The 25,860-nt window shown below is 66.7% G+C and carries 26 protein-coding genes and 1 pseudogene; 10 read left to right on the plus strand and 17 right to left on the minus strand.

Annotation, left to right across the window (positions count from 1 at the left end):
* Positions 1 to 38: 38 nt before the first annotated feature.
* Positions 39 to 2,555, minus strand: a complete 2,517-nt coding sequence (hrpB, locus tag U5A82_RS08510; RefSeq protein WP_326290134.1) for an ATP-dependent helicase HrpB — start codon at positions 2,553 to 2,555, stop codon at positions 39 to 41.
* Between the two features lie 159 nt (positions 2,556 to 2,714).
* Between hrpB and U5A82_RS08515 the strand changes: the two genes are divergently transcribed.
* The gene (locus tag U5A82_RS08515; protein ID WP_326290136.1) at positions 2,715 to 4,325 is read left to right on the plus strand and encodes an ATP-binding protein; all 1,611 of its coding nucleotides are present in this window, start codon (positions 2,715 to 2,717) and stop codon (positions 4,323 to 4,325) included.
* 76 nt (positions 4,326 to 4,401) lie between these two features.
* On the opposite strand, the gene U5A82_RS08520 is transcribed toward U5A82_RS08515, so the two are convergent.
* On the minus strand, positions 4,402 to 5,181 hold the full coding sequence (locus U5A82_RS08520) for a TSUP family transporter (RefSeq protein ID WP_326290137.1): 780 nt from the start codon (positions 5,179 to 5,181) through the stop codon (positions 4,402 to 4,404).
* 183 nt (positions 5,182 to 5,364) lie between these two features.
* Positions 5,365 to 6,393 carry a polyprenyl synthetase family protein gene (locus U5A82_RS08525; protein WP_326290138.1) on the minus strand — a complete coding sequence of 343 codons (1,029 nt, stop codon included), beginning with the start codon at positions 6,391 to 6,393 and terminating at the stop codon, positions 5,365 to 5,367.
* A 105-nt stretch (positions 6,394 to 6,498) separates the two neighbouring features.
* On the opposite strand from U5A82_RS08525, the pseudogene U5A82_RS08530 reads away from it, so the two are divergent.
* Positions 6,499 to 6,776 (plus strand): annotated as a pseudogene (locus U5A82_RS08530) (chorismate mutase).
* Positions 6,777 to 6,843: 67 nt separating this feature from the next.
* Here U5A82_RS08530 and U5A82_RS08535 read toward each other — a convergent pair.
* From U5A82_RS08535 to U5A82_RS08550, 4 genes are all read right to left on the minus strand, one after another.
* Entirely contained in the window at positions 6,844 to 7,740 is an 897-nt protein-coding gene (locus U5A82_RS08535) for a DMT family transporter (RefSeq protein ID WP_326290139.1), read from the minus strand.
* Positions 7,741 to 8,198: 458 nt separating this feature from the next.
* Positions 8,199 to 8,840: a heme exporter protein CcmB gene (locus U5A82_RS08540; protein WP_442802162.1), complete on the minus strand. Its 642-nt coding sequence runs from the start codon at positions 8,838 to 8,840 to the stop codon at positions 8,199 to 8,201.
* Positions 8,841 to 8,842: 2 nt separating this feature from the next.
* A complete protein-coding gene (gene ccmA / locus U5A82_RS08545) occupies positions 8,843 to 9,442 on the minus strand; it encodes a heme ABC exporter ATP-binding protein CcmA (RefSeq protein ID WP_326290143.1) in 600 nt (199 codons plus the stop codon).
* Positions 9,439 to 9,846, minus strand: coding sequence for a metallopeptidase family protein (locus U5A82_RS08550; protein WP_326290144.1), 408 nt, complete (start codon positions 9,844 to 9,846; stop codon positions 9,439 to 9,441). Before U5A82_RS08550 ends, ccmA begins: the two co-directional genes overlap by 4 nt.
* A 40-nt stretch (positions 9,847 to 9,886) precedes the next feature.
* Here U5A82_RS08550 and U5A82_RS08555 point away from each other — a divergent pair, with 40 nt between their 5' ends.
* Complete coding sequence (locus U5A82_RS08555; protein WP_326290146.1) at positions 9,887 to 10,177, plus strand: 4a-hydroxytetrahydrobiopterin dehydratase; 291 nt, start codon at positions 9,887 to 9,889, stop codon at positions 10,175 to 10,177.
* 174 nt (positions 10,178 to 10,351) lie between these two features.
* Here the strand turns inward: U5A82_RS08555 and U5A82_RS08560 are convergent, their stop codons facing one another.
* The 3 genes from U5A82_RS08560 to U5A82_RS08570 all read right to left on the minus strand — a co-directional run bounded on the left by U5A82_RS08560 (position 10,352) and on the right by U5A82_RS08570 (position 14,059).
* A complete protein-coding gene (locus U5A82_RS08560; protein ID WP_326290148.1) occupies positions 10,352 to 10,858 on the minus strand; it encodes a hypothetical protein in 507 nt (168 codons plus the stop codon).
* A complete protein-coding gene (locus U5A82_RS08565) occupies positions 10,855 to 13,188 on the minus strand; it encodes a patatin-like protein (RefSeq protein WP_326290150.1) in 2,334 nt (777 codons plus the stop codon). Before U5A82_RS08565 ends, U5A82_RS08560 begins: the two co-directional genes overlap by 4 nt.
* A 172-nt stretch (positions 13,189 to 13,360) precedes the next feature.
* Positions 13,361 to 14,059 carry an endonuclease/exonuclease/phosphatase family protein gene (locus U5A82_RS08570; protein WP_326290151.1) on the minus strand — a complete coding sequence of 233 codons (699 nt, stop codon included), beginning with the start codon at positions 14,057 to 14,059 and terminating at the stop codon, positions 13,361 to 13,363.
* Positions 14,060 to 14,147: 88 nt separating this feature from the next.
* Here U5A82_RS08570 and radA point away from each other — a divergent pair, with 88 nt between their 5' ends.
* On the plus strand, positions 14,148 to 15,515 hold the full coding sequence (gene radA / locus U5A82_RS08575) for a DNA repair protein RadA (protein WP_326292887.1): 1,368 nt from the start codon (positions 14,148 to 14,150) through the stop codon (positions 15,513 to 15,515).
* 114 nt (positions 15,516 to 15,629) lie between these two features.
* Positions 15,630 to 16,148: a CvpA family protein gene (locus U5A82_RS08580; RefSeq protein WP_326290153.1), complete on the plus strand. Its 519-nt coding sequence runs from the start codon at positions 15,630 to 15,632 to the stop codon at positions 16,146 to 16,148.
* Positions 16,149 to 16,378: 230 nt separating this feature from the next.
* Here U5A82_RS08580 and U5A82_RS08585 read toward each other — a convergent pair whose 3' ends face one another.
* From U5A82_RS08585 to U5A82_RS08600, 4 genes are all read right to left on the minus strand, one after another.
* The gene (locus tag U5A82_RS08585) at positions 16,379 to 17,287 is read right to left on the minus strand and encodes an NAD-dependent epimerase/dehydratase family protein (protein WP_326290155.1); all 909 of its coding nucleotides are present in this window, start codon (positions 17,285 to 17,287) and stop codon (positions 16,379 to 16,381) included.
* A gap of 14 nt (positions 17,288 to 17,301) precedes the next feature.
* Positions 17,302 to 18,444 carry a glutamate 5-kinase gene (gene proB, locus U5A82_RS08590; RefSeq protein WP_326290157.1) on the minus strand — a complete coding sequence of 381 codons (1,143 nt, stop codon included), beginning with the start codon at positions 18,442 to 18,444 and terminating at the stop codon, positions 17,302 to 17,304.
* Between the two features lie 99 nt (positions 18,445 to 18,543).
* Positions 18,544 to 19,641, minus strand: a complete 1,098-nt coding sequence (gene obgE / locus U5A82_RS08595; RefSeq protein ID WP_326290158.1) for a GTPase ObgE — start codon at positions 19,639 to 19,641, stop codon at positions 18,544 to 18,546.
* Between the two features lie 111 nt (positions 19,642 to 19,752).
* Entirely contained in the window at positions 19,753 to 20,379 is a 627-nt protein-coding gene (locus tag U5A82_RS08600; RefSeq protein WP_326290159.1) for a TetR/AcrR family transcriptional regulator, read from the minus strand.
* A gap of 234 nt (positions 20,380 to 20,613) precedes the next feature.
* Between U5A82_RS08600 and U5A82_RS08605 the strand changes: the two genes are divergently transcribed.
* Positions 20,614 to 21,159, plus strand: coding sequence for a GNAT family N-acetyltransferase (locus U5A82_RS08605; RefSeq protein WP_326290161.1), 546 nt, complete (start codon positions 20,614 to 20,616; stop codon positions 21,157 to 21,159).
* Entirely contained in the window at positions 21,156 to 21,713 is a 558-nt protein-coding gene (locus U5A82_RS08610) for a hypothetical protein (protein ID WP_326290162.1), read from the plus strand. Before U5A82_RS08605 ends, U5A82_RS08610 begins: the two co-directional genes overlap by 4 nt.
* A gap of 146 nt (positions 21,714 to 21,859) precedes the next feature.
* Here the strand turns inward: U5A82_RS08610 and U5A82_RS08615 are convergent, their stop codons facing one another.
* The 3 genes from U5A82_RS08615 to rplU form a co-directional block, all read right to left on the minus strand.
* Positions 21,860 to 22,435 carry a GNAT family N-acetyltransferase gene (locus U5A82_RS08615; protein ID WP_326290164.1) on the minus strand — a complete coding sequence of 192 codons (576 nt, stop codon included), beginning with the start codon at positions 22,433 to 22,435 and terminating at the stop codon, positions 21,860 to 21,862.
* Positions 22,436 to 22,740: 305 nt separating this feature from the next.
* Complete coding sequence (rpmA, locus tag U5A82_RS08620) at positions 22,741 to 23,010, minus strand: 50S ribosomal protein L27 (protein ID WP_326290166.1); 270 nt, start codon at positions 23,008 to 23,010, stop codon at positions 22,741 to 22,743.
* A gap of 32 nt (positions 23,011 to 23,042) precedes the next feature.
* Complete coding sequence (gene rplU, locus U5A82_RS08625; protein WP_004207901.1) at positions 23,043 to 23,339, minus strand: 50S ribosomal protein L21; 297 nt, start codon at positions 23,337 to 23,339, stop codon at positions 23,043 to 23,045.
* Between the two features lie 206 nt (positions 23,340 to 23,545).
* On the opposite strand from rplU, the gene U5A82_RS08630 reads away from it, so the two are divergent.
* From U5A82_RS08630 to ybaL, 3 genes are all read left to right on the plus strand, one after another.
* Entirely contained in the window at positions 23,546 to 23,944 is a 399-nt protein-coding gene (locus tag U5A82_RS08630) for a hypothetical protein (protein WP_326290168.1), read from the plus strand.
* A gap of 57 nt (positions 23,945 to 24,001) precedes the next feature.
* Entirely contained in the window at positions 24,002 to 24,130 is a 129-nt protein-coding gene (locus U5A82_RS08635; RefSeq protein WP_326290170.1) for a hypothetical protein, read from the plus strand.
* A gap of 68 nt (positions 24,131 to 24,198) precedes the next feature.
* Complete coding sequence (gene ybaL / locus U5A82_RS08640) at positions 24,199 to 25,836, plus strand: YbaL family putative K(+) efflux transporter (protein ID WP_326290172.1); 1,638 nt, start codon at positions 24,199 to 24,201, stop codon at positions 25,834 to 25,836.
* The last annotated feature ends 24 nt before the right edge of the window (positions 25,837 to 25,860 follow it).

Raw genomic sequence — 25,860 nt, forward strand, 5'->3', positions numbered from 1 at the left:
ATTCCTCATGCTGCGTTGCACCAGCGCGCGCGCCCAAGTCAAGGCTTGCGGCCCTCCTGCTTCCTGGCATCGGCATTTTTGGTGCGCAATGTCGCGCTGGCGGCGGCGGGATCGTCGGGCCAGGGATGGCGCGGATAGCGCCCCCGCATCTCCTTCGCCACGTCGCGCCAGTTCCCCGCCCAGAAACCGGGCAGGTCGCGCGTCGTCTGGATCGGCCGCCCGGCCGGCGACGTCAGCGACAGGACCAGCGGAATGCGCTGGCTGCCCACGGTGGGATGCGCGCTCAGACCGAACAGCGCCTGCACCCGCAATTCCACGCGCGGCCCCCCTTCGGCGGCATAGTTGATGGCATGATGGCTCCCGGCAGGCGACCGGAAATCGGGCGGGGCCAGACGGTCGAGTTCCTGCTTGCCGTCCCAGCCGATCAGCCCCTCCAGCACGCCGGAAAGCTGCGACCGGTCGATATCCGACAGCCGCCGCTTGCCGGTGAGCAAAGGCGGCAGCCATTCGTCCAGGCTCGCCACCAGCGCCGCGTCGGACAGCGCCGCCAATCCTGCAAAGGCCCCGCGCATCCGCAGCGATTGCGCTGCCTCCGACCAGGGGAGCAGGTCGATCCCGCCCTGCCGCACCCCATCGACCAAGGCGGCGACCACGGCGTCCGGGTCCGGCTTGTCGTCCGACCCGCTCGACAGCCGCACCGCGCCCAGCCGCCGCTCGCGCAACGCCTCGATCCCGCCATTGGCAGGGCGGAAACGCACCGTGCGATGCTCTGCGATCCGGCTGCCGAACAGGGCGATCACATCCTCCTCGCCGATCGGCGCGGCCGACAGGATCCGCGCACCTGCGGCGCTGCCCTGCACCTCGCCCACCGCCAGCCAGTCTTCGCGTGCCAGCGGGGACAGCGGATCGAGCCGAAAGCCGCGCCCGCCCACGCTCGCCCAGTCCGCGCCATCGGCCGACCGGCGCTTGGCCACACGATCGGGAAAGGCAAGCGCGAGGCAGAGGCCGACGCTATCTTCTCCCCTCCCTCCCAGGGAGGGGCCGGGGGTGGGTGGCGAGCGGAGCGAGCCTCCTGCGAAGGTAGAAGGGAGGGGCTTTATCAGGCTCGCCCACCGCCGCGCCAATCCTCTGGCCGCATCCGCGCGCTTGCCGCTCTCCCGCCGCCAGCGTTGCCGCCGCAGCGTCAGGTCGGTATCCTGCCCGCCGATCCCGCGCTCGCCCAGCAACACCGCGACCTCGGCCGCCACCGCCGCCAGCCCCATTGCGCCTGCCCGCACCAGCATATGCGCGATCCGGGGCGACAGCGGCAGCTTCGCCAGCGCCTTGCCATGCGCGCTGATGCGCCCGTCATCGCCCAGCGCCTCCAGCACGGTCAGCCGCGCCCGGGCTTCCTCCAGCGCCGCGGCAGGCGGGGCATCCAGCCAGCGCAGCGTAGCCGGATCGCTCACCCCCCACAGCGCGCAATCCAGCAACAGGCTCGACAGGTCGCTCTCCAAAATCTCAGGCGGGTCGAAGGGCGGCATCCCCGCGCTCGCCGCCGCTTCCCACAGCCGATAGGCGACGCCGGGCCGCTGCCGCGCCGCGCGCCCCGCCCGCTGCGTCGCCGACGCCTGGCTCGCCCGTTCCGTCACCAGCCGCGTCACCCCCGCCGCCCGGTCGTAGCGCGGTCGGCGCGCAAGGCCGCTGTCAACCACGATCCGCACGCCATCGATCGTCAGGCTGGTCTCGGCGATGGACGTCGCCAGGATCACCTTGCGGTGCCCATTGCGCGATGGCCGTATCGCCGCCCGCTGCGCCCCGGGGTCGAGCGACCCATGCAGCATATGCACCTCCGCTATGCCTTCGATCCGCTCCGCCGTCCGCTCGATCTCCCGCACCCCGGGCAGGAAGGCGAGCAGGTCGCCCTCCGCCTCTTCGCTTAGCGCGCGGCGGATCGTCGCCGCCATCTCATCCTCGATTTTCTTTTCCGACGCCCGACCGACATGCCGCAGTTCCAGCGGCTGGATCCGCCCCTCGCTCTCGATCATCGGCGCGCCATCCAGAAGGGCAGCAAAGCGCGCCCCGTCCAAGGTCGCCGACATCGGCACGATCCGCAAATCCGGCCGCAGCGCGCCTTGCGCATCCAGAGCCAATGCCAGCCCGAAATCGCTGTCCAGGCTGCGCTCATGCACTTCGTCGAACAGTACCGCCGATACGCCCGCCAGTTCGGGATCATCCTGGATCCGCCGCACGAAGATACCCTCGGTCAGCACCAGCAACCGCGTTTTCGCGCTGACCTTGCTGTCCATCCGCGTCGCATAGCCGACCGTGCCGCCCGGCTGCTCGCCCATCATCTCGGCGATCCGCTCCGCCGCCGCACGCGCCGCCAGCCTGCGCGGCGACAGCAGCAGCACCTGACCGCTGCACCACGGCTCGTCCAGCAGCGCGGGCGCCACCGCCGTCGTCTTGCCCGCGCCCGGCGGCGCCACCAGCACGGCGTTGCTGCCCGTCCGCAACGCGGCCAGCAGGTCGGGCAGGACGGCATGAATGGGCAGGGGGATCGGCAGGTCACGCATTGCGCGTCCTCTCGCGCCAATCGCGGCGCAGCGCAAGATGCGCGAAAAATCGCGGTGGTGAGCGGAAAGAGTTGCCATCTTGTACGTTAGGCGCACAGAAGTTGATCCAGATCATGCCACGCCCATGCGCGTGGCGCGCGCGGAAGGAATGAGTGGGGAATGGCCAGTCTTGTGGGGGATGCCGACCGCTATCGCACCCTGTTTGAAACCATGGATGAAGGATTCTGCATCATCGAATTTTTCGATGGTCCCCATGGTCCCTTGAGCGACTATATCCATGTCGAGGCGAACGCCGCCTATGAACGCCATGCCGGCATCCCCAATGTCGTGGGGCAGAAGCTGCGCGAAATGGTGCCGGACGAAGCGGACGGCTGGGTCGAACTCTATGGCGGCGTCCTGCACAGCGGCAAGCCGATCCGCTTCCAGCGCGAACTGGAAGCCACCGGCCATCATCTGGAAGTTTCCTCCTTCCGCGTCGGCCCGTTCGAAAACCGGCAGGTCGCCGTCCTCTTCAACGACATTACCGATCGGGTCGCGGCGGAAAGGGCGCAACAGGCCCTCAACGAAACGCTCGAAGCCCGCATCGCCCAAGCGCTGGAAGAACGCGAACAGGCCGAAAGCGCGCTGCGCCAGGCGCAGAAGATGGAGGCGGTGGGTCAGCTGACCGGCGGCCTTGCCCATGATTTCAACAATTTGCTCGCCGGTATTTCCGGCGCGTTCGAAATGATCGGCGTGCGACTGGCGCAGGGCAGAACGGCAGATGTCGACAAATATCTGACCGCGGGGCAGGGCGCCGCCCGCCGCGCCGCCGCGCTTACCCACCGGCTGCTCGCCTTCTCCCGCCGCCAGACGTTGAACCCCAAGCCGACCATCGTCAACCGGCTGCTCGGCGATTTTTCCGAGCTGGTCCGCCGCACCGTCGGTCCGCAGATAGAGGTGCAGACGATCGCCGCGTCCGGCCTCTGGGCCGCGCAGGTTGATGCGAACCAGCTGGAAAATGCGCTGCTCAACCTCTGCATCAACGCGCGCGACGCCATGCCTGCGGGCGGCACGATCACGATCGAGACGGGCAATCGCTGGCTGGACGATCGCACCGCGCGCGAACATGGCCTGACGCCCGGCCAATATGTGACTATCTGCACCAGCGACACTGGTACGGGCATCGACAAGTCGATCATCGACCGGGTGTTCGACCCCTTCTTCACCACCAAGCCGATCGGGCAGGGCACGGGCCTTGGCCTCTCGATGGTCTATGGCTTTGCGCGCCAGAGCAACGGCCATATCCGCATCTATTCCGAACCCGGCCAGGGCACGATGGTCTGCATCTACCTGCCCCGCCATCGTGGCGAAGCGGATGAAGACGAACCGACCATGGCCGAGCCTGCGGCGGAAACCGACGCGGGCGAGACGATCCTGGTGATCGACGACGAACCCTCGGTGCGCATGCTGATCGTCGATGCGCTCCACGATCGCGGCTATGCCTGTCTGGAGGCGGGCGATGGCCCATCGGGCCTGCGCATCCTGGAATCGCGGACCCGGATCGATCTGCTCATCACCGATGTCGGCCTGCCCGGGGGCCTTAACGGCCGCCAGGTCGCCGACGCCGCCCGCACCCTGCGCCCGGATCTCAAGATCCTGTTCGTCACCGGCTATGCCGAAAACGCCGTGCTGAACCACGGCCATATCGAACATGGCATGGAAGTCCTGACCAAGCCCTTCGCCGTGGACGATCTCAGCCGCCGCGTGGCGACCTTGGTGCAGGCGGAATAAAGGTCGTCGTTCAACCAAAGCGGGCCTATAGGGGCCGGCCACCTGTTCCCCGGCGAAGGCCGGGGTCCAGCAGCGCTCACCCGAACAGATAGATATGGATCGGGTTCTTCGGGTCCAGCAGCATCTTCGCGGTCAGCGCCAGCGACATGACGATCAGCAGCGGTTTGATCAGTCGCGACCCGAAGCGCATCGCCAGATGCGACCCGATCTGCCCGCCGACCAGGCTGCCCGCTGCCATGCACAGCCCGGCGATCCAGATCACATGCCCGCCCGCAATCATGGTCAGCAGGCCCGCCAGGTTGCTCGCGAAATTGGCGGCCTTGGTCTGGGCCGTCGCGCGCAGGATCGACAGGCCGCCCAGCGCCAGCAGGATGGTAGTATAGAAAGCGCCCGCGCCCGGCCCGAAAAAGCCGTCGTAAAAGCCGACCACGCCGACCAGCCCGGTCAGGCCCCCAATCCCCACCCGCGCATGGCGGTCGGCGTCGCCCAGCTTGGGCGAGAAGGTGAAATAGGCCGCCATCGCGATCAGCAGCGCGGGCATCAGCCCCGCCAGGATCGACGGATCGACCCGCTGCAACAGCCACGCCCCGGCCACCGACCCGAAAAAGGCGGCGACGATCGGCCATTTATAGGTCCGCAAATCCATATGCCCGCGCCGCGCATAGGCGACGCAGGCGCCGAACGTCCCGAAACAGCTTTGCAGCTTGTTGGTTGCGACCGCCTGCACCGGCGGTATCCCCGCGGCCATCAAAGCGGGCAGGGTGATGAGGCCCCCGCCGCCCGCCATCGCGTCGATACAGCCGGCCAACGTTGCTGCGGCCATGAGGAAGGCGATGGTTTCGGGAGACAGGATCATGGGCGGTCAGGCTCCACCCTCTCAACCGTTCGGGCTGAGCCTGTCGAAGCCTCTTCCTTTCCGGACAAAGAAGAACAGCCCCCTTCGACTGACTGCTTGCAGCAGTCGCTCAGGACAGGCTTCCACAAGCTCAGGGCGAACGGAACGCTATCATCGTGATAAACGACACAATTGCCGAAATCCTCAATAGGCCCGCGCTATAGCGAACTCGACCGCTTCGGTAAGGGCCGCTTTGGCCTTGCCGGCATCGAACATGCCCAGCGCGTCGATCGCCCGCTGCCCATAATGGCGCGCGCGCGCCATCGTGTCGGCGATCGCGCCGGTCTGGCGCAGCAGGCCGGTCGCATGGGCCAGATCCTCGTCGCTGATCTTGTGCCCGGCGATCGCCGCCTTCCAGAAGGCGCGATCCGCCTCGCTGCCCCGCGCATAGGCCAGGATCACCGGCAAAGTCACCTTGCCGTCGCGGAAATCGTCGCCCGCATCCTTGCCCATCGTCGCGCCGTCCGATTCATAATCGATCGCGTCGTCGATCAGCTGGAAAGCGATGCCAAGGTTGCGGCCATAGACGTCCAGCGCCTGCTCCTCGCGCTCGCTGCGGTCGGCGACCACGGCGGAAATGCGGCATGCGGCGGCGAACAGGGCGGCGGTCTTCGCGCCGATGATGTCCAGATATTGCTCTTCGCTGGTGTCGATCTTGCGCTGCGCGGTCAACTGGTTGACCTCGCCCTCGGCGATCACCGCCGACGCATTGGCCAGGATCTTGAGCACCTTGAGCGACTCGGCCTCGACCATCAGTTCGAACGAGCGGGAGAAGAGGAAATCGCCCACCAGCACGCTGGCGCTGTTGCCCCAGATGATGTTGGCGGTCTTGCGACCCCGACGAAGCCCCGACCCGTCGACCACATCGTCGTGCAGCAGCGTGGCGGTATGGATGAACTCGACCGCCGCCGACAGCTTGTAATGGCGCGACCCGGCATATCCGACCAGGTCGGCGCAGGCCAAAGTCAGCATCGGCCGCAGCCGTTTGCCGCCGCCTGCGATCAGGTGCCCCGCCAGTTCCGGGATCAGCGGGATGCGCGATTGCATCCGGTCCAGGATCACGGCGTTGACCTGGTTCATGCCATCGGCGACCAGCGCCATGATGGGGGCGAGCGATGGCGCGGCGGATGCGCGGCCGATCGGGTGGACGTTACCGGGGGCAGGTGCTGTCATGACCGCGCATGTGGCGGCGCAAAATGTGAAAGGCAAGCGGGAATAGCTTGCACGACGCGGCGGATGCGGCAAAAAGCGCGCCATCTGGAACCGGAGCCACCGTAAATGGACGAAACATTGAACCGCTATCGCGAAAGCATCGACAATATCGACGCGGCGCTGGTGTTCATGCTGGCCGAACGGTTCAAGGTGACGCAGGCCGTCGGCGAATATAAGGCGACTCACGATCTGCCCCCGCCGACCCCGGTCGGGAAGATCGCCAGATTGCCCGTCTGCGCCAGCTGGCGCTCGACGCGAGGCTCGATCCCGACTTCACCGAAAAATTCCTGCGCTTCATCATCGACGAAGTCATCCGCCACCACGAGCAACTGCGCGAAGCTTAAACGGCCGGCGTAGGCTTAACCCAACCTCCGTTCGCTTCGAGCCTGTCGAAAAGCCGCAGCGCAGTTTTCAGGCGGGCTCCACGACCGCTGCCTCCACCCGCTTCCCCTGCGCCCGCCCGATCAGCACGCCGCCCAGCGCAAGCGCAAAGCCCACAAGCTGCACCGCGCCCAGCCGCTCGCCAAAAAGCAACCACGCCTCGATCGCGGCCAGCGGCGGCACCAGCAGCAACAGCATCGACATGCGCGTCGCGCCCTGATGGCGCACCAGCCATACCAGCAGCGACAGCCCGCCCGCCGACAGCCCCAGCACCGACCAGGCCAGGCCGATCCACAGGATCGGCGCCCCGTCCCAGCGATATTCGCCGACCAGCAGGGTCGCGGCGATCGCCACCAGCGCCCCGCCCATATTCTGCGCCGCGCCCGACACGGCGATGCCGTCACCCGCAATCGCACCGCGCTGGATCAGCGTGCCGCCCGCCATCGCCAGCACCGCGACCATGCCGGCCACCACGGGCAGGATGGCGATCCCGCCCGCGCCCGACCGCTCGATCGCGGGCATCAGCACGCACCCCACGCCGACGATCGCGATGCCCAGCCCGCCCCAGGCCCGCCCCGGCAATCGCTCGCCCAGCAGCGCGACGCTCACGACCGCGACCATCAGCGGCTGGAGCGACCCCAGCAGCGACATGACCCCGGCGGGCATCCCATGGCCCACCGCCCACCAACTCAGCGTCAGGTAAAAACCATGCAGCATCGCGCCCGCCGCCATATGCAAGGCCAGCCGTCGCCCGCGCGGCCAGCGCTGCCGCGCATACAGCGCCGCGCCGCTCAGCAGCAGCGCGGTCGCGCTCAACCGTATCGCCAGGATCAGCTCCGGCGCGCCATGCGGCACCATCGCCCGCGCGACGATGAAGCCGGTGGACCAGATCAGGACGAACAACAGGGGCGCGACAAGACCGAACATGCCGCCGCCTTTGCGCCAAGGACAGGATAATGTCGAGATGTGGGAGGGGAAAGAGAGGGGGGAGTGTCGCTCACTCGCCATCTCGTCACCCCGGGCTTGATCCGGGGTCCCGCTATTCTTTTTGCTACTGCACAGGCACATAAAATGGAGAAGCGGGATCCCGGGTCAGCCCGGGGAACAATGATCTAATAGCCCCTCCCTTCCAGGGAGGGGTTGGGGTGGGTCGCGAGCGAAGCGAACGCCAAGCCTATCAACAGCGGAGCGCCCAAACCCCCGCGCGTTCATGCTGAGCGAAGCCCGTATCGGACCGACCTGTCCTACCGCTTCCCATTCATGCCATAACCGACCGGTTCTTTCCCATCGTCCTTGCGCCCGCCCAGGACATCCCGATAGGATCACGCCCAAGCAACGAAATTTCAAAACGAACGGGAAATATGCGAAGTTAAGCGGCGATAATCCTATTCCCGCCCCGCCCGGATCGCCGCCCCGCCGGCAAAGGGCGTGATGGCCACCAGCAGCAGCGACGCCGCGCCCAGGAACTTCAACGCCGCCCCGCTGCCGTCGCCCAGCGTCCCCGCGCCAAAGATCAGCAGCGGCACCGCCAGCGGCAGCGCCAGCAACCCGGCCAGCGCGCCGCTCGACCGCAATCCCGCGGTCAGCGTCGCCACCAGCAGCCCCAGCGCCGCCAGCGCGGGCGTCCCGATCAACAGGCCCATTTCCAGCCGCAGGATCGTCGCGCCGTCCAGTTTCAGCAGCGCGGCGGCGGGCAGGGTGGCGATCATCAGCGGCGGCCCGAAGCCCAGCCAGTGCGCGACCAGCCGCGCCGTCACCACCGTCTCCTCGCCGACCCCGCGCAGCGCGATCTGGTCCAGCACTCCCGCCTGCATGTCGGGCGCGACCAGCCGGTCGACCGGCAACAGGCTGGCGAGCAAGGCCGCGATCCACAACATACCCCCGCCGGTCCGCGCCAGCAGCGCCGCATCCGGCCCGACCGCAAAGGGATAGAGGCTCGCGACCAGCAGCAGGAAAGCGACCGGCAGCCACAGCCCCGCCGAAGCCCAGGCCTGCCGCAGATCGCGCGCGCCAAGCAGCCAGAGCATCCTCACATCCCGTCCGCCTGATAGGCCGTCAGGTCCAGCGTGACGGGCGCATTGATCGGCAGGGGCTGGTGCGACGCGGCGACCACGATCCCGCCCGTCGCCAGATGCCCCGCCACCGCACGGCCCAGCAGGTCCAGCGACGCCCTATCGAGCCCGTTGCCCGGCTCGTCCAGCAGCCAGACGCCCGCCCCGCTGGCGATCACCCGCGCCAGCATCGCGCGCTTGCGTTGCCCCGTGGACAGCATCCGCACCGGCACATGGGCGAGGCCAGTCAGCGCCATCGCCCCCAGCGCGGCCTCGACCGCGTCTGGCCCCGCCCGGTCCAGCGTGGCCCAGAACAGCAGCGCGCGTCCCAGCGGCAATTCGCCATCCAGCGCCAGCCGCCCGTCGGTCATCGCCACGCCGCCGCCCCGCGCCACCGTCCCGGCAAAGGCGGGCAACAGCCCCGCGCAGACCCGCAAGATGCTCGATTTCCCCACACCGTTCGGCCCGGTCAGCAACGCCCCGCCGCCCGGCCGCAGGTCCAGGGTCACGCCCCGAAACAGCATCCGCCCGCCGCGCAGGCAGGCGACGTCGTCCAGGCGCAACGCCGCCTCGCTCATGGAGCGACCATATCCTCCAGCACATGCATGTCGATGTCGGACAGGCCGAAATGATGGCCGATTTCATGCACCACTACGTGGGTGATCAGCACGTCCAGCGGCACGCCCGTTTCCACCCATTCGTCCAGCAGTGGACGGCGGAACAGATGGACGGTCGGCGGGATGTCCCCCGTCTGCGCCTCCTGCCCCACAGGGCGTCCGCTATACAGGCCGGTCAGCCCGAACGGATCGTCGATCTCCATCTCTTTCAATATGTCTGCGCTCGCAAATTCCTCCACGAACAAAACGACATCGGACAGATGCGCGTTGAACGGGTCGGGCAGGCGGCTCAACGCCTCCAGCGCCAGCGTCTCGATCTCCTGGGGCGTCGGGGCAAAGCGGGGCGGTTGACCGTGATGCGACATGCCTGCCACATAGCCCAAGCTATTTCATGAGGATAGGGACATGATCGATAAACTCAGCGACGAAAGCCGCGCCCTGGCGCTCGCCGACCTGCCGCAATGGACCAGCGTCGCCGATCCGGACGGCATATCGCGCCGCTTCACCTTCACCGATTTCGTCGGGGCCTTCGGCTTCATGACGCAGGTCGCGATCCTGGCGGAAAAGGCGGATCATCATCCCGAATGGTCCAACGTCTATAATCGCGTGGACATCGTCCTCACCACCCACGACGCCGGCGGCCTGTCGCAACGCGACATCGATTTGGCGAAGGCGATCGACGCGCTGGCGGGGTGATTGCGGCGGATGCGGCTAAAATGGAATGCAGTCCTTATCGTCACCCTGAACTTGTTTCAGGGTCCATCTCTCCACATCGTGCGATGCTGGAGGGGCTGGATGGATGCTGAAACACGTTCAGCATGACGGCAGCAAGAATGGCAGGGATGCCCCCCAATCCTAAATCCCCAGTCCTCAATAGCTCGTCACACCCTCGATATGCGCCTCATAGCCCTTGAGCGCCGCCGTCACGGATCGATCCCCGGCATAGCGCCGCCGCAACATCGCCAGCCGCGCATCGGTGCCCTGGCACAATTCCGCGATATTCTCGGCGATATAGGCGCGGCGCTCGGCATCATAGGGCTGCTCGCCCCGGAAATGGTCGCATCCGTCGCGGTCGACCATGAAGCTGGTGACTTCCTGGGGGAAGGGCAGCGCGGACATGTCGTCGTCGGACGGGGGCAGGTCCAGCGCGTGCAGCGGCGCAGGCTGGGCGCGCACCGTCACGACCGGCGACGCCTTGACCGGAGCGACGGTATTTTCGAGCGGCAAGGGCGCGGGTTGCGGCTCTACCGTGGCGGCGACATCGACGGGCGGCGCGGCGCCATTGTCGGTCTGCGCACTGTCGGCGGATGCGCCGCGACAGCCGACCAGCAAGGTCAGCGTCAGCAGCATAGGAACCAGACCAAAACGCCCGCTCACCCGATCTCCTCCCGCAAGCTGGCGATCAAATCGGCTACATGGGGCAGCCGCAACTCTTCTTCGTCCAGGATCGCCAGAAACGCGGCCCGCCTATAGTCGGCCAGCGCCTCGGGCGAAAGGCGGCTTGCCATGGGCATTGCCGAAATCACGATGTCCAGAAGGCGTTCGACGCCATGCAGGCGGCCCCATAGATAGTCGTTTTCGCGATAGACCCTGCTGAAGAACGCGCCGAAGTTGTTGAATTCAATCCCTTTGAGCGTGGCGGCCGCGCCGCCGCTACGGATCGCTGAACAATCTTCGGGCGAAATCCGGTCGACCTTCACCGGATCATATTCATCCAGAGTGTCACCCTGGAGCAACGGTAATGTGGCGATATCGGTGAAGGGAAAGCCCAGATAGGCCAGCAGCATCGTTCGCCGCCCCGCCTTGGGCAGCGCGGCGAAGGCGTCGGCCAGCAACAGGTCGGCCGCCTGATCCCGCTTTTGCAGGTCGCGCCCCTGCGCCACTGCGGCCAGCGCGGCGGCAGCGTCGGTCGGCACGTTCTTCGCCGCGGCGACGACTTCCGCCCCATGAAAATCGCTATCCTCGCATTCGGCATAGAGCGCCAGCGCGCCATAGATGGCGTCGTGCATCGCCTGCACCGCCGGGTCATCGGCCTCTGCTTCCAGTTCCAGCGTGTCGGCCAGCCGCCGCGCCAGATAGCGCAGGCGGCGAATGCGGAACGCCAGATCGTGGGCGCGAAAGAACGCCACCGGGGCGGAGGCCGACCCGTTCGCCTCGCTCAACTGGTCCGCCCCCTCGGCGCGGATGACGGCCCAGATCGCTTGGCGATAGCTTTCGCGCATCATTGCGCTGTCCTCGCCGCTCAGTCGGAACAGCAGCGCGCCAAGCAATTCGACGATGCCCGATAATTTCAGATGCCCATAGGCCGGATAGGCGAAGCCCGCCGCGCTCGCCGCCCGCTGCTGCGCCTTGGCGCGCCAGGCGGACAGGCGCGCAGGCGTCGGCCGGTCCAGGAACAGCATCTTGCCGATCGCGCTTTCGACCTCCGCTTCGATCCCGGGGCGCAGCGCGTCCAATATGCGCCTGATCCGCCGGATGCCGGTCGAATGGCGATCGATCGCATCCAGATTGTCGCGGATCGGCTGTTCGCGCGGAATGTCGGACAGCGCGCCGAATATGGTGCGGAAAAATCCCGGCAGCGGCGGATGCTCGCCCGCCTGGATGTCCTGCTGTTCGCCTTCCTTGTTCAGGCGGATCGATCGGTGCCCCGGCTTGGGGTCGATATAGACGAACCGCCGGTCGACCTCGCGCCGCGACGGGCGGTTGCGCAGCGCGCCGATCGCCTGGGCGAAGGGGGCGTTGGCCAGCACCGATCCGTCGATCAGGACGGCGTCCTCCACCGTCCCGCGCGCGGCATGGCGGGGCAGGGCGCGCGCCAGGAAAGCGTCGCGCGTCGGCCAGCCGCGATGCCGACGGTGCAATACCCGGTCCAGTTCGCGCACGGTGAAGGGCGGGAACGCCCCCGGAAAACTCGCCGTCGCCCGCGCCGCAAACACCAGTTCCGCCGGATCGGCAAAGGCGCGTTCACCTCGCCCGCGCGCCTTGAAGCCGATCGACAGACGATGCTCCGTCTCGATCACCTGCGCTGGACTGTTGAGGTTCAGGCTCTGCGGATGGCCTTCGAAATCGGTGACGGTCACGAACAGGTCGAGCGGATGCCCGTCGGGCAGCAAGGGCGCGCCCCGCTCCGACGCGGCCATCGCGTCGAAGGCGTCGATCAGCATGTTGGAGAATATGTCCCCGCCAAAGGGTGGCTCGAACCAGCGGGATCGGATGAAGCGGGACAGCTTCATCCGCACTTCCTCGCGCGTGTCGGGCGCGACGGTCCGCTCCACCGCATCGCCCGGCCGCCGCGCCGCCATCCATACCAGCGGCGTCGCCCAGAATTTGGTCAACGCGCGGGCGGGGCGGGCGTCGGGGTCCAGCAGTTGGTCGACATCGGCATTGTCCAGCCACAGGGTGGTCAGCGGCTCCAGCGACTGGCCCGTCTCGATCGCCTGCGCCAGGAATATGCCGTTGATGCCGCCTGCGCTCGCCCCCGCGATGATGTCGGGCATGACGCGCAACCGCACCCCGCTCGCTGTTTCCATATCCGCCAGCAGGCGGCGATAGACCGCCTCGCTCCCCGTGCCGGGCGGCCCGCCTTCATGGAAAGCCCGGCTGGCGCGCGCCAGGTGCCACACCTCCTTGGTGATGCCATGCATGTAGATCGCCAGGCTGATGCCGCCATAGCAGACCAGCGCCAGGCGCAATTCCCGCTCCTTCATGCCGCGAACGTCGCAGAGGGCAGGGGACTTGTCGAGGGTTTAGCCATAGCCTTGTGCCGACCTCTCAATCCGTTCGCCCTGAGCCCGTCGAAGCCTGTCCTGAGCGACTGCTGCAGGCAGGCAGTCGAAGGGGGGCCTTTCTTCTTTCTTGGAGAAAGTGGGAAAGGAGCCTCTACCCAACCGCAAACTCCGCCCAGATCGGCAGATGGTCCGACGCCTTCCGCGCCGCCGCGCTGGCATGCACGCCGCAATCTTGCAGCGTCAGTTTCCCGCAATGCATGATCCGGTCGAGGCAGGCCACCGGCCGCCGCGCATGGAAACTCCGCCCGCACGGGGCAAAGCTATAGTGCCGCCCAAAATCGGCCAGGCAGCCGCGTCCGGCGCTCCATTCGTTGAGGTCGCCCATCAGTACGGTCGGCATGTCCTGGCCCTGACCCGCAGCATGGATCACCGCCGCTGCCTGCCGACGACGCCACAGGCCCGACAGGTCCAGATGCATGCCGAACACCCGCACGGCGGCGCCCTTCACCGTCACCTCCGCCATGGTCGCCCCGCGCGGCTCCAGATAGGGCAGGTGCAGCACGTCATGCGCGCCCAGTTCGGCGTCCTTGCGCACCAGCAGCGCATTGCCGTGCCAGCCCATCGAATCGGCCTGCACGTTCAACGGCACGGATTTGTAGCCGCTCTGGCTGTCCAGCAGCAGCGGCGGGATCGCCGCAGACCGCACACCGAACCGCCGATCCGCCTCCTGCAGGGCGATGATATCCGCATCCACTTCCGCCAGCACCTCCAGCACCCGTTCCGGCATCCGCCGTCGATCGGTGCCTATGGCCTTGCGGATATTGTAGCTCGCGACGCGGATTGTCTTCATGCCCCTCCAATGCGCCAGCGCGTGGGATGTTTCCAGCCAGGGGTTCGATGTTCTTGCAATGTTCGCGCACGCGCTGCATATCGCGATCATGGCCAAGGCAAAACGCAAATTCGTCTGTCAGCAATGCGGCACGGTCGCCAGCCGGTGGCAGGGCCAGTGCGAGGATTGCGGCGAATGGAACAGCATCGTGGAGGAAGCGGCTGAAACCGTCTTCTCCGCCCGCCACGATCTGCAAAATGGCGGACGCGCCATCACGCTGGTCGGCCTCGACAGCAGGATCGAACTGCCCCCGCGCACCAGCACCGGCATCGCCGAATTCGACCGGGCGCTGGGCGGCGGCATCGTCCATGGCTCCGCGACGCTCATCGGCGGCGATCCGGGCATCGGCAAATCGACCCTGCTGCTGCAGGCCGCCGCCCGCATCGCCGCGCGTGGGCTTTCCGTGGCCTATATCAGCGGGGAAGAAGCCGCCGATCAGGTCCGCCTGCGCGCCCAGCGCCTCGGCCTGGGCAACGCCCCGGTCATGCTCGCCAGTGCCACCTCGGTCCGCGATATCCTGACGACGCTGTCGGAGGGGCCGCCGCCCGCCCTGCTCGTGATCGATTCGATCCAGACCATGCACAGTGACTTGATCGAAGGCGCACCCGGCACCGTCAGCCAGGTCCGCGCCTCGTCCCAGGAACTCATCAAATTCGCCAAGCAGCGCGGCACCGCGCTGATCCTGGTCGGCCATGTGACCAAGGATGGCAGCATCGCCGGGCCCCGCGTGCTGGAACATATGGTCGACACGGTGCTGGCGTTCGAGGGCGAACGCAGCCACCAATATCGCATCCTGCGCGCGGTCAAGAACCGCTTCGGCGGCACGGACGAGATCGGCGTCTTCGCCATGGTGGCGGAGGGGCTGGAGGAAGTCGCCAACCCGTCCGCCCTGTTCCTCACCAACCGGGACGAGACGGTGACGGGCGCCACCGTCTTCCCCGCGCTGGAGGGCACCCGCCCGGTGCTGGTCGAAATCCAGGCGCTGGTCGTGCGCCTGTCCAGCGGCGCGACGCCCCGGCGCGCGGTGGTCGGCTGGGACAGCGGCCGACTCGCGATGATCCTGGCGGTGCTGGAGGCGCGCTGCGGCCTCAGCTTCTCCACCTGCGAAGTCTATCTGAACGTCGCGGGCGGCTATCGCCTGTCGGACCCGGCCGCCGACCTGGCCGTCGCGGCGGCGCTCATCTCCGCCATGTCGGAACGGCCGGTCCCCGTCGACATCGTCCTGTTCGGCGAAGTCGCCCTGTCGAGCGAGATCCGCCCCGTCGCCCATAGCCCGCTGCGCCTGCGCGAAGCCGCGAAGCTCGGTTTCAACCGCGCCTATATCCCCGCGTCTGCCGTCGATGGGGTGAAGGGAATCACGGTCAGCGGTTTCCGCACCCTCGCACAGCTTGTTGACCAGATGCTGGGACGCGGATAGCGACAACGGGAAATCTCCAGCTTGTTCCCCGGCGCAGGCCGGGGTCCAGTTGAGAGCGTGGAACTGGAACCCGGCATTCGCCTGGGAACAGCGTCAGGACATACAGGCTCGCCCATGAACGCCATCGACATCCTCGTCCTGCTCGCCATCGGCGGTTGCGCCGTGCTGGGCCTCCTGCGCGGGTTCGTGCTGGAAACCCTCTCGCTCATCGCCTGGGTGCTGGCGATCTTCGCGATCCGCCTGTTCCATGCGTCGGCCACCGAATTGCTCAGCGCCTTCGTCGGCAACAGCAGCGGCGCGGCGATGCTGGCGCTGGTCCTCGTGTTCGGGGTGACCTTCGGCGCCGGAAAGCTCATCGCCCACGCCATCGGCCGCCGCACGCGCCAGTCGATCCTCGGCCCCGTCGACCGCGTGCTGGGCGCAGGCTTCGGCGCGGTGAAGGGCCTCATCGGCGCGACCCTCCTCTTCCTGACCTTCAGCCTCGTCTACGACACCTTCTACGGCAGCGGCGCACGCCGCCCCGACTGGCTATCCGACGCGCGCACCTACCCGCTGCTCAACGCCAGCGGCCAGGCGATCAGCGAATTTCTGGCCGAACAGCGGGCGAGCAAGCCAGCGGTAGAGGATCGGTGAATTGGGCGGGCGTGTCAGGTGGCGGTCAGAAGGCGCTCATTCTGCTCCCCTCCCTTTTAGGGAGGGGCCGGGGGTGGGTGCGCCGCGTTAGCGGCGCTCTACCGTCGCTGGAGCCGGTGTTCGCTGCGCTCACTACCCACCCCAACCCCTCCCTAAAAGGGAGGGGCTATATGTCGGCAATCCACCCAAACCATCCCCCTATCGACGCCGAATTCTGCGAAACTCCACGCCTAAAGCCACCCCTTCTCCCGATAGGCCGCAACCGTCGCGCGCAGGCCGTCCTCGGTCCGCACCTGCGGCAGCCACAGCCTTTTGGGCGGCTGCCTGCGCTTCCCAACGACCCAGTCGGGATGGCAGAAATAATCGACCCTGTCGGGCGTCAGCTTCGCATGGCGGCCGCGCAGCATCCGGTCGGTCCGCGCGGCGACGTTCAGCAGCCATTGCGGCGTTGCGAATGTCCTGACCGATTTGCCGACCGCGCGACCGATCGCCTGGCCGAAATCCTGGTGATCCCATCCACCCGGCGTACCGTCATCCACCTCATAGGTGCGCGTCAGGCTGTTCTCGCGCTCCTGCGTCAACGCCAGCAGCAACGCCGCCAGGTCGCCGACATGGATCACCGACAGCCGCCCGCCCGGCGGCAGCATCATGATCCCGCGCTTGGCCATGCGGAACAGTTCCAGCATCTCCCGGTCGCCCGGCCCGTAAATGGCGGGCGGCCGCACGATCGTCCAATCCAGCCCGCTCGCCTTCACATGTTTCTCGGCCAGCTCCTTGGACCAGCCATAGTCGGACAGGTCCGGCTCGCGCGCGGCCAGCGACGACACATGGACCAGCCGCCTGATCCCGCGTTTCCGCATCGCATCGACCACCGCCATGGTGCCGCGTGCATTGCCCGCTTCGAAGCCGTCGCGATCGGGCGCATTGACCACCCCGGCGATATGGATCACCGCATCGGCATCCCGCACCAGCGTATCCAGCGCGGCTGCATCCTCCAGCGACCCATGCACCCATTTCAGCTTCGCGCGCGGCGGCTGTGCCCGGCGAGTCAGCGCATTGATCCGCAGCCCGTCGCTCAGCGCCTGTTCCAGCGTTTCGGCGCCGACGAAGCCCGTCGCGCCGGTTATGGCAATCCGCATCTGCTGCACCGGCCTCAGACCATCGCCATATGGTCGCGATGGACCAGCACCGATCGGGGCATTTCACCCAGCAGCGCGGCGATATCTTCGCTGCGCCTGCCCGCGATCTTCACCGCCGCCTCGCTATCATATTCGATCAGCCCGCGCGCGATCACCCGGCCGTCCTGCGCCACGATATCCACCACGTCGCCGCGATCGAACACGCCCTCGACGCTGGCGACGCCTGCGGGCAGCAGGCTGTTACCCTTGCCCAGCGCCCGTTCTGCGCCTGTATCCACGATGATCCGCCCACGCGTGGTCAATCGCCCGGCCAGCCAGCCCTTGCGCGCCCCTTTTCCTTGCGCCGCGAGGAAGATCGACCCCTTGCCGCCATCCGCCCAGTGCGACAGCGGCGCATCGACCTTGCCCGAAATAATCGCCAGATGCGCGCCCGCGCCGGTCGCGATCCGCGCCGCCTGGATTTTCGACACCATGCCGCCCGATCCCATGCCGGACGCGGAGCCGCCGTCCGCCATCGCCGCGATCCGCGCGTCGATCGTCTCTATCGTTTCAATCAGCATGGCGCTGGCATCGGCGTGTGGGTTCGCGGTGTAAAGCCCGTCGACATCGGAAAGCAGCACAACCGCGTCAGCCCGTGCCGCCTGTCCGATGCGCGCCGCCAGCCGATCATTGTCGCCAAAGCGGATTTCGGCTGTCGCCACGCTGTCATTTTCATTGACCACCGGCACCACGCCCAGCGCCATCAGCCGCTCCAGCGTCGCCGACGCATTCAGGTAGCGGCGGCGATTTTCCAGGTCGTCCAGCGTCACCAGCATCTGGGCTGCGGTAATGGCCTGTTCGTCCAGCAGGCTGGCCCAGCATTGCGACAGCGCGATCTGCCCGGTCGCCGCCGCCGCCTGCGCGTCTTCCAAACTGCCGCGCCCGCCTTTGGGCAGCTTCAACCGCCGCGCACCCAGCGCGATCGCGCCCGACGACACGATGATGACCTGCTGCCCCGCGCTTTTGCGCGCCGCGACGTCGGCGACCAGCGTGCGCAACCAGTCCACCCGCACCGCGCCCGCCGGATCGACCAGCAAAGCCGACCCGATCTTGACGACCAGGCGGCGGACCAGGGCAGGAGGGAAGCCGGAGAGGGGGTTAGAAGGCACAGCTATCAATCCGTTCGCCCTGAGCCTGTCGAAGGGCCATTCTTCTTTGAAGGATAGTAAAGGGCTTCGACAAGCTCAGCCCGAACGGCGCGAGGGTCTGACCGATGGTCAGATCGGCGACCAGGCCTCGCCGCCGCCGCCCGCATCGCCGCCTTCCGCGTCCCGCGCATCCTCGTCCATCATCAGCAGCACCGCGTCCAGCAGTGCGCCCACGCCCTCGCCGGTCGCGCCCGAAATGATGAACACGTCCTCCACGCCCGCTTCCTCGCGCAACTGGTCGGCAATATCTTCCATCAGTTCCTGCCCCAGCAGGTCGCCCTTGTTCAGCACCACCAACTGCGGCTTTTCGTCCAGCCCCTCGCCATAGGCGGCCAGTTCCTCGGTCACGATATGGAACGCCTCGACCGGATCGTCGGTCGTCGCGTCGATCATGTGCAGCAGCACGCGGCAGCGCTCGATATGCCCCAGGAAGCGATCGCCGATGCCCACGCCTTCCGCCGCACCCGCGATCAGGCCGGGAATATCCGCCAGCACGAACTCGCGGTCGCGATGCAGCACCACGCCCAGTTGCGGCTTGGTGGTGGTGAAGGCATAGGCCCCGACCTTCGCCTTGGTGTTCGTCACCTGGTTGATCAGGGTCGATTTGCCCGCATTGGGCATGCCCACCAGGCCCACGTCGGCCAGCAGCTTCAGCCGCAGCCACACCCACATTTCCTGGCCCGGCCAGCCCGTCCCATGCTGGCGCGGCGCACGGTTGGTGCTGGTCTTGTAGGACATGTTGCCCCGGCCGCCATCGCCTCCGCGCAGGAAGGTGACGCGCTGCCCCACTTCGGTGAAGTCGGCCAGAACGTCCTGATCCTCGTAATCAGGATAGCCGTCCTCGTCCTCGCTACCCTCGATCGGCTTGGGGTCGGACAGGATCTGGGTGCCGACCGGCACCTTGATGATCAGGTCCTTGCCGCCCGCGCCATAGCGGTTCTTGCCCATGCCGGGCGTGCCGCGCTGCGCCTTGAAATGCTGGGTGTAGCGGAAATCGATCAGGGTATTGAGGCCCTGCACCGCTTCGAAGATGATGTCGCCGCCCTTGCCGCCGTTGCCGCCGTCCGGGCCGCCATATTCCTCATATTTTTCGCGGCGAAAACTGACCGCGCCGGGGCCGCCCCAGCCGGATTTGATATAGATTTTGGCTTGATCGAGAAAATGCATGGCGCGCCCATAACGCTTAATCGCGCAAAGTTAAACCTTAGAGCATTGTAGAACGCGGCCGGGACGGCCGACGGCGCGCGGAACGCGCAAACGAAAGTCATATGGATCGTCCTAATCGGATGATCCCTTGGCCTGCGCCGCCATCGCCGCGGCTTCCTGCATCAGGGCGAATGTCAGGTTGCGCGTGGCGATGTCGCGCGCCTTTTCGCGCGGCAGGGCCAGCGCATCGGCCATCGCGCCGCCCAGCTGCGAATCGCCCAGCGCCAGCAGCACCAGCATCAGCGTATTCTCGCGGATCAATTCGGCCAGATTGGGCGTCAGCGCGCTCGCTGCCAGCTTATCGACCAGCCGGTGGATCGCCTCCACCACCGGGTCCAGCGCATCCTCATTGCCCGACGCCAGCATCCAGCTTGCCAGCGCGCCCGCCCCCTCCCGGTCGAACGCGTCGAACGTCATGTCGACGATGATGCGCGGGCTGACCTCGCCGCGCCGCGCGGCGTTGACCGCCGCGCCGATCTTGGCAGTGATCATGTCCGCCAGATGCCCTGCCAGCGCCTTTTGCAGCCCCGCCGCTGACCCGAAATGATGCAGCAGATTGGCGTGGGTCCGCCCGATCCGGCCCGCCACGGCCTTCAGCGTCACTGCCTGCGGCCCCGTTTCGATCAACAGGTTGCGCGCTGCCTCCATCGCGACGAGGCGGCTTTCGTCCGGGCTGAGGCGCGCGCGTTTTATGGACATGATTGTAAACAACTCATCTTAACATCCATGACAGGGTCGGTCGGCGGCCGCCCGGATCGCGCAGTCCCCTGGACATTGGCTGAACGGTGGTTCGATCGCTACGGCTTTCTTCCCTGCGCTGTCGATGGCTTTCCCAACCCGGCCCAACCCACTGGGCCGCACTGATACGCATCGCGCTGCTTTGAACGTCCCCGGCGGCTTGACCGGCGCATTGCACGCGTCTCTTATCGGCGCATGACCGATGTCCCGACGCTGCAAACCCCCCGCCTGACCCTGCGCCCGCATCGCGTCGAGGATTATGGTGCCTGCCGGACCTTATGGGCGGCCCCCGATGTCGTGCGGCACATCGGCGGCCAGCCGCTGGACAGCCAGGCGGTGTGGTTCCGCATCCTGCGCTATGCGGGCATGTGGTCGCTGCTGGGCTATGGCATGTGGGTGATAGAGGAACGCGATAGCGGCGCCTTCCTGGGCGAAGCGGGCCTGCTCAGCGCCGAACGGGGTCTGCCCGAACTGGAAGGCGTACCCGAAGCCGGCTGGGTGCTCGGGCCACAGGCCTGGGGCAGGGGGGTCGCCACCGAAGCGATGCAGGCGATCGTCGACTGGACCGACGCCCATATCGAAGCGCCATCGCTGCGCTGCATCATCGATCCGGGCAATGAGGCATCGATCAAGGTGGCGCAAAAGCTGGGCTTCCTTGCCCTCACCGACACCCAATTGGGCGGAAAGCCGACTCGTGTGTTCGACCGGCCCCGCGCGACGACCATAGGAGCGCCCGCATGACGAAGACGAAGCGCAAAGCGATCGGGTTGGCCGCATGGCTACTGGTCGGCTCGATCGGCATACAGGCCCGGGCGCAGGAAATCGCACCGGCCGATCGATCGGTCATCGAAAGCCGGATCGCGGACTTCGACGCGGCGATGAAGGCAGGGCGCGTGGCGCAAAGCGTCGATTTCATTCCGCCGCGTCTGTTGCGCGTCATGGCGGAGAAGGTCGGTCTGCCCGAAGGCAAGCTGAAGGAGATGGTCGCCGCGCAGGCGTTCGCGGCGGTCGATGGCATGACATTCCTGTCCTTCGGCATGGATATGTCCGCCGCAAAGGTCGCGACGACGCCCGACCGCAGCCGAACCTATATGCTGATACCGACGCAAAGCGTCATCGCCATCCCCGACGCGGGCAAGATCCAAAGCAAGACCAGCACGCTGGCGCTCAAGGACGACGGACAATGGTTCCTCGTCCGCATCGACAATGCGCAGCAGGTCGCCCTGCTGCGCGCCGCCTATCCCGAATTTACGGGCGTCGATTTCCCGTCGGGATCGACCGCGATCATCGACTGATACTATAATGCGATTATGCTGACCCGTAGGGCAGTTCCCCGGCCTTCGCCGGGGAACAACTGGCTGTAGGGTCCTGTCAATGCAACTTGGTATAAACACGGTTGTCGGGGCGCAGGCAGCGGACTGGGTACGCCCCAGAAGCCTTGTCAGGCCGCCATCGGCACGACCGCGTCGCGATACAGGTCCGCCGCCGGATCGTTGCTGCACAGCCCCGGGTCGCCTTCCTCGAACAGCAGGCAATCGACCATCGCGTCCCGGCCCAGGCTGTAGCGCTGCGCCGTGCGTCCGCTGAAACGAAAGCCCAGCTTGCGCAGCACATTGCCCGACGCGGGATTGTCGGCGAAGTGACCCGCGCGGATGTCGCGAACGCCGTTGGCTCGCGCCATGCTCAGCACCGCGCGCGCGGCTTCGGTCGCAAAGCCCAGGCCCCAATAGGGGCGGGCGATCCAATAGCCCAGTTCGGGTGCGCCCTCCTCGTCCAGATGGACGCCGCATCCGCCGATCAGGCGCGGCGCGCCCTGGGTGCGGGTGAACGCCAGCAGGCGGGGCAGTTGCGGATGCTGCGGCAGCGCCAGAAACGCTTGCGCATCGTCCAGTCCATAGGGGCTGGGCGCGCGCGTCAGGTTACGCAGGACGGCAGGATCGTTGATGGTCTGGGCCAGGGTGGCGGCATCTTCCATCCAGCCCGGACGCAGGAGCAGGCGGGGGGTACGGGCAAACATTCTCGTCTCTCCTCTTGTCTGCGCCCCCTAACGACCGTTGATGACGGCTTGAAGACGCGTTGTTCTGGATGTTTCCTCGCCCGCAAGACGCGTGAGAAGGCGTGGAGTTCCAATGACTTGAGGGAAATCGGAAAGAGAAATGCCAATCTTTTGTCTGTTCGCGTTCCGGCAAGAAACGCGCAACGGAAAAAGGGGCGCTCCCATGGAAGGAGCGCCCCTTGTTTCCCTCGAAACCGGCAGTGCCATATGGCCCTTACCGGGAGGATCGCCCCTGTTGCGGGGGACGATCCGTCATCGATCGTCCGTTATTCAGCCGCTTCGGCTACTGCGTCCACCGACACATATTTGCGGCCGAGCTTGCCGGCGTGGAACACCACGCGGCCTTCGTTCAGCGCGAACAGCGTGTGGTCCTTGCCGATGCCGACATTGCGGCCCGGATAGACGCGCGTGCCGCGCTGGCGAATGATGATGTTGCCGCCGATCACTTCCTGACCGCCGAACTTCTTCACGCCAAGGCGCTTCAACTCGGAGTCGCGACCGTTGCGCGACGAACCGCCAGCTTTTTTATGTGCCATGACTTAAACTCCTCGAAATCTTGCGCTGCGGCTCAGGCGATCGACACGATCTTGAGGATCGTGTGATTCTGGCGATGGCCGTTCTTGCGACGATAATTGTGGCGGCGACGCTTCTTGAAGACGATGACCTTCTCACCCTTCGCCTGCGCGATGATTTCGGCCGCGACGGTCAGCTTGGCCGCGTCCTTCAGGTCGCCGCCTTCACCGGCCAGCAGGACGTCGTCCAGCGTAACCTTGTCGCCGGCTTCGCCAGCCAGCTTCTCAACGACGATCTTGTCTCCGGCGGCGACGCGATACTGCTTGCCGCCTGTGCGCACGATAGCGAACATGGCTTGTCTCTTCTCGTTCAAATCTGCTTTACGCAGATCACCAAAGACATGAAGCCTTAGCCGACCCGCGCGGGAATGTGGCCCGTTAGTTTAATGACTCGCGCCTGTCAACCGATGGCGGCGCAGGACGGGGGTGGTTTTCCGGCTTTTTAATCCCTATCTTCTCAGGGGACAAGGAAGCCCAGGATAAAGGATCGATCTGGCGGATGCGGCACGGCATGGAGTCATGGTGGAGCGGAAAGGGCGCATATCTGCGCCTTCCGGTCGTCGCCGCGCTCTGGACGCTGATCCTTGTGACCCTGCTGTCCGCGCTCGCGCCCCTGGGTCCGCCGCTTAGCCGCGCGACCGGCTCGGCCTTCAATCCCGCCACCGCTGATGTCGTGCTCAAGGCACGCGCCCATGCCGCGTTTCAGGCGGTGGACGCCTCCACCCCCACGCATGACGGTCCGTCGCCACCCCTGATTCTTGCTGTCGCGCTGGCGATCGTCCTGCTGGCGATCCATCATGTCCGCTTGCCCGGCATGGCGGGCCGTGACCGCCACCATCCCCGCGCCTTCGCGCCCGCGCGGACACGCCACGCCCGCGCGCCGCCCGCCGCTTCCTGACGATTCGCTTCTCCGCCCGCACGCGATGCGGGCTTTCGTCGGAAGAAGGAGCATAACATGGCTCGCAGGAATGCCGCACGACGTTCGCGTCGTCGCCCGCCCTGGTGGTTCATGCCCGCCGTCATGTCCGGTATCGCCGTCGTCGCCGCCGCCTTGTCGGTGATGATGATGACCGTCGTAGAATAATCAGAATGGACTAGCGGACGGCGCATCTGCGTCGTGCCGTCCGCCAATCCGCGTCACGAAAGCCACCCATGCCCCATCACACGCCCCTGATCGGGACGATCGTCGCCGGTCTCGTCGTTGCCTTCATCATGGGCTCGATCGCCCATCGCCTCAAATTGTCGCCGCTGGTCGGCTATCTCGTCGCGGGCATCCTGGTCGGTCCCTTCACGCCGGGCTTCGTCGCCGACGCAGGGCTGGCCAACGAACTGGCCGAAATCGGCGTCATCCTGCTGATGTTCGGCGTCGGCCTGCATTTTTCGCTCAAGGATCTTCTGTCGGTCAAGAATATCGCGGTCCCCGGCGCGCTGGTCCAGATCGCGGTCGCCACGCTGCTCGGCATAGGCTTGGCCTATTATATGGGCTGGGGCCTGATGGGCGGCATCGTCTTCGGCCTGGCGCTGTCGGTTGCCAGCACCGTCGTTCTGCTGCGCGCGCTCCAGGGCGCGGACCTGGTGGATACGCGACGCGGGCGAATCGCGATCGGCTGGCTCATCGTCGAGGATCTGGTCATGGTCCTGGCGCTGGTCCTGCTGCCAGCACTGGCGGGCGTCCTCGGCCAGGCCGATGGCGGTGGCGGGCTGGAGGCCCTGATCGCGCCGCTGCTGGGCACGCTGCTGAAGGTTGCGGGCTTCGTCGCGGTCATGCTGATCGTGGGCCGTCGCGTGATTCCCTGGACGCTGCACTGGGTGGTCCACACCGGATCGCGCGAACTGTTCCGGCTCGCCGTCCTCGCGATCGCGCTCGGCGTCGCCTTCGGCGCGGCGCTGGCCTTCGACGTCTCCTTCGCGCTGGGCGCCTTCTTCGCGGGCATGATCCTGGGCGAAACCCCGCTCAGCCGTCGCGCGACCGAAGAAACCCTGCCCCTGCGCGACGCCTTCGCCGTGCTGTTCTTCGTGTCGGTCGGCATGCTCTTCAATCCGTCGATCGTGCTGGAACATCCGCTGCCGCTGCTCGCCACCGTCCTCATCATCGTGGTGGGCAAATCGATCGCCGCCTGGGGCATCGTACGCGCCTTCGGCCATGCCAATGTCACCGCGCTCACCATCGCCGCCAGCCTGGCGCAGATCGGCGAATTCTCCTTCATCCTCGCATCCTTGGGAACGGGGCTGGGCGTCCTGCCCGCCGACGCGCGCGACCTGATCCTGGCGGGCGCGCTCGTCTCCATCTTCCTCAACCCCATCCTCTTCTCACTGGTCGTGCGCGAACATAAGAAGGATGATGACGAGGAGGATGCACCCGCGCCCGCGCCCGACCGCCCCCGTATCGGCCATGTCATCCTGGTCGGCTACGGCCGGGTCGGCAAGCTGATCGCCACCCGCCTGACCGAGCGCAAGGTCCATTTCGTGGTGATTGAAGGCGACCCGGAACGCGCGGAGGAAGCCGCCGAAGAGGGCCTGTCCACTGTGCGCGGCAACGCGCTGGAGGACAAGCATCTCCTCGCCGCCGGCATTGCCCATGCTCACCATCTGCTGATCGCCGTGCCCGAAGGGTTCGAAGGCGGCGCGATCCACCAACATGCGCGGATGTTGAACGCGGATATCCAGGTCATCGCCCGCGCCCATTCCGATGCGGAGGTCGCGCATCTGGAGCGGCTGGGCGTCCCCCATGTCGTGATGGGCGAACGCGAACTGGCGTCCCGCATGCTCAACCTATGCGGCGCGGGATAGCGGGATAGACGAGGGCAGGGCGGC

The organism is Sphingobium sp. CR2-8, assembly GCF_035818615.1.
GTDB lineage: Bacteria > Pseudomonadota > Alphaproteobacteria > Sphingomonadales > Sphingomonadaceae > Sphingobium.

What these genes read in the sequence shown, in the direction of transcription:
- U5A82_RS08635 (WP_326290170.1), top strand. Translation starts at nt 24,002, where the DNA reads ATGGCTCGCAGGAATGCCGCACGACGTTCGCGTCGTCGCCCGCCCTGG.
- rplU (WP_004207901.1), bottom strand. Translation starts at nt 23,339, where the DNA reads ATGTTCGCTATCGTGCGCACAGGCGGCAAGCAGTATCGCGTCGCCGCC.
- U5A82_RS08580 (WP_326290153.1), top strand. Translation starts at nt 15,630, where the DNA reads ATGAACGCCATCGACATCCTCGTCCTGCTCGCCATCGGCGGTTGCGCC.
- U5A82_RS08515 (WP_326290136.1), top strand. Translation starts at nt 2,715, where the DNA reads ATGGCCAGTCTTGTGGGGGATGCCGACCGCTATCGCACCCTGTTTGAA.
- ccmA (WP_326290143.1), bottom strand. Translation starts at nt 9,442, where the DNA reads ATGAGCGAGGCGGCGTTGCGCCTGGACGACGTCGCCTGCCTGCGCGGC.
- U5A82_RS08615 (WP_326290164.1), bottom strand. Translation starts at nt 22,435, where the DNA reads ATGTTTGCCCGTACCCCCCGCCTGCTCCTGCGTCCGGGCTGGATGGAA.
- U5A82_RS08565 (WP_326290150.1), bottom strand. Translation starts at nt 13,188, where the DNA reads ATGAAGGAGCGGGAATTGCGCCTGGCGCTGGTCTGCTATGGCGGCATC.
- radA (WP_326292887.1), top strand. Translation starts at nt 14,148, where the DNA reads ATGGCCAAGGCAAAACGCAAATTCGTCTGTCAGCAATGCGGCACGGTC.
- U5A82_RS08550 (WP_326290144.1), bottom strand. Translation starts at nt 9,846, where the DNA reads ATGTCGCATCACGGTCAACCGCCCCGCTTTGCCCCGACGCCCCAGGAG.
- U5A82_RS08585 (WP_326290155.1), bottom strand. Translation starts at nt 17,287, where the DNA reads ATGCGGATTGCCATAACCGGCGCGACGGGCTTCGTCGGCGCCGAAACG.
- U5A82_RS08535 (WP_326290139.1), bottom strand. Translation starts at nt 7,740, where the DNA reads ATGTTCGGTCTTGTCGCGCCCCTGTTGTTCGTCCTGATCTGGTCCACC.
- obgE (WP_326290158.1), bottom strand. Translation starts at nt 19,641, where the DNA reads ATGCATTTTCTCGATCAAGCCAAAATCTATATCAAATCCGGCTGGGGC.
- U5A82_RS08570 (WP_326290151.1), bottom strand. Translation starts at nt 14,059, where the DNA reads ATGAAGACAATCCGCGTCGCGAGCTACAATATCCGCAAGGCCATAGGC.
- U5A82_RS08630 (WP_326290168.1), top strand. Translation starts at nt 23,546, where the DNA reads ATGCGGCACGGCATGGAGTCATGGTGGAGCGGAAAGGGCGCATATCTG.
- U5A82_RS08555 (WP_326290146.1), top strand. Translation starts at nt 9,887, where the DNA reads ATGATCGATAAACTCAGCGACGAAAGCCGCGCCCTGGCGCTCGCCGAC.
- ybaL (WP_326290172.1), top strand. Translation starts at nt 24,199, where the DNA reads ATGCCCCATCACACGCCCCTGATCGGGACGATCGTCGCCGGTCTCGTC.
- U5A82_RS08540 (WP_442802162.1), bottom strand. Translation starts at nt 8,840, where the DNA reads ATGCTCTGGCTGCTTGGCGCGCGCGATCTGCGGCAGGCCTGGGCTTCG.
- U5A82_RS08525 (WP_326290138.1), bottom strand. Translation starts at nt 6,393, where the DNA reads ATGACAGCACCTGCCCCCGGTAACGTCCACCCGATCGGCCGCGCATCC.
- U5A82_RS08520 (WP_326290137.1), bottom strand. Translation starts at nt 5,181, where the DNA reads ATGATCCTGTCTCCCGAAACCATCGCCTTCCTCATGGCCGCAGCAACG.
- hrpB (WP_326290134.1), bottom strand. Translation starts at nt 2,555, where the DNA reads ATGCGTGACCTGCCGATCCCCCTGCCCATTCATGCCGTCCTGCCCGAC.
- U5A82_RS08605 (WP_326290161.1), top strand. Translation starts at nt 20,614, where the DNA reads ATGACCGATGTCCCGACGCTGCAAACCCCCCGCCTGACCCTGCGCCCG.
- U5A82_RS08600 (WP_326290159.1), bottom strand. Translation starts at nt 20,379, where the DNA reads ATGTCCATAAAACGCGCGCGCCTCAGCCCGGACGAAAGCCGCCTCGTC.
- rpmA (WP_326290166.1), bottom strand. Translation starts at nt 23,010, where the DNA reads ATGGCACATAAAAAAGCTGGCGGTTCGTCGCGCAACGGTCGCGACTCC.
- U5A82_RS08610 (WP_326290162.1), top strand. Translation starts at nt 21,156, where the DNA reads ATGACGAAGACGAAGCGCAAAGCGATCGGGTTGGCCGCATGGCTACTG.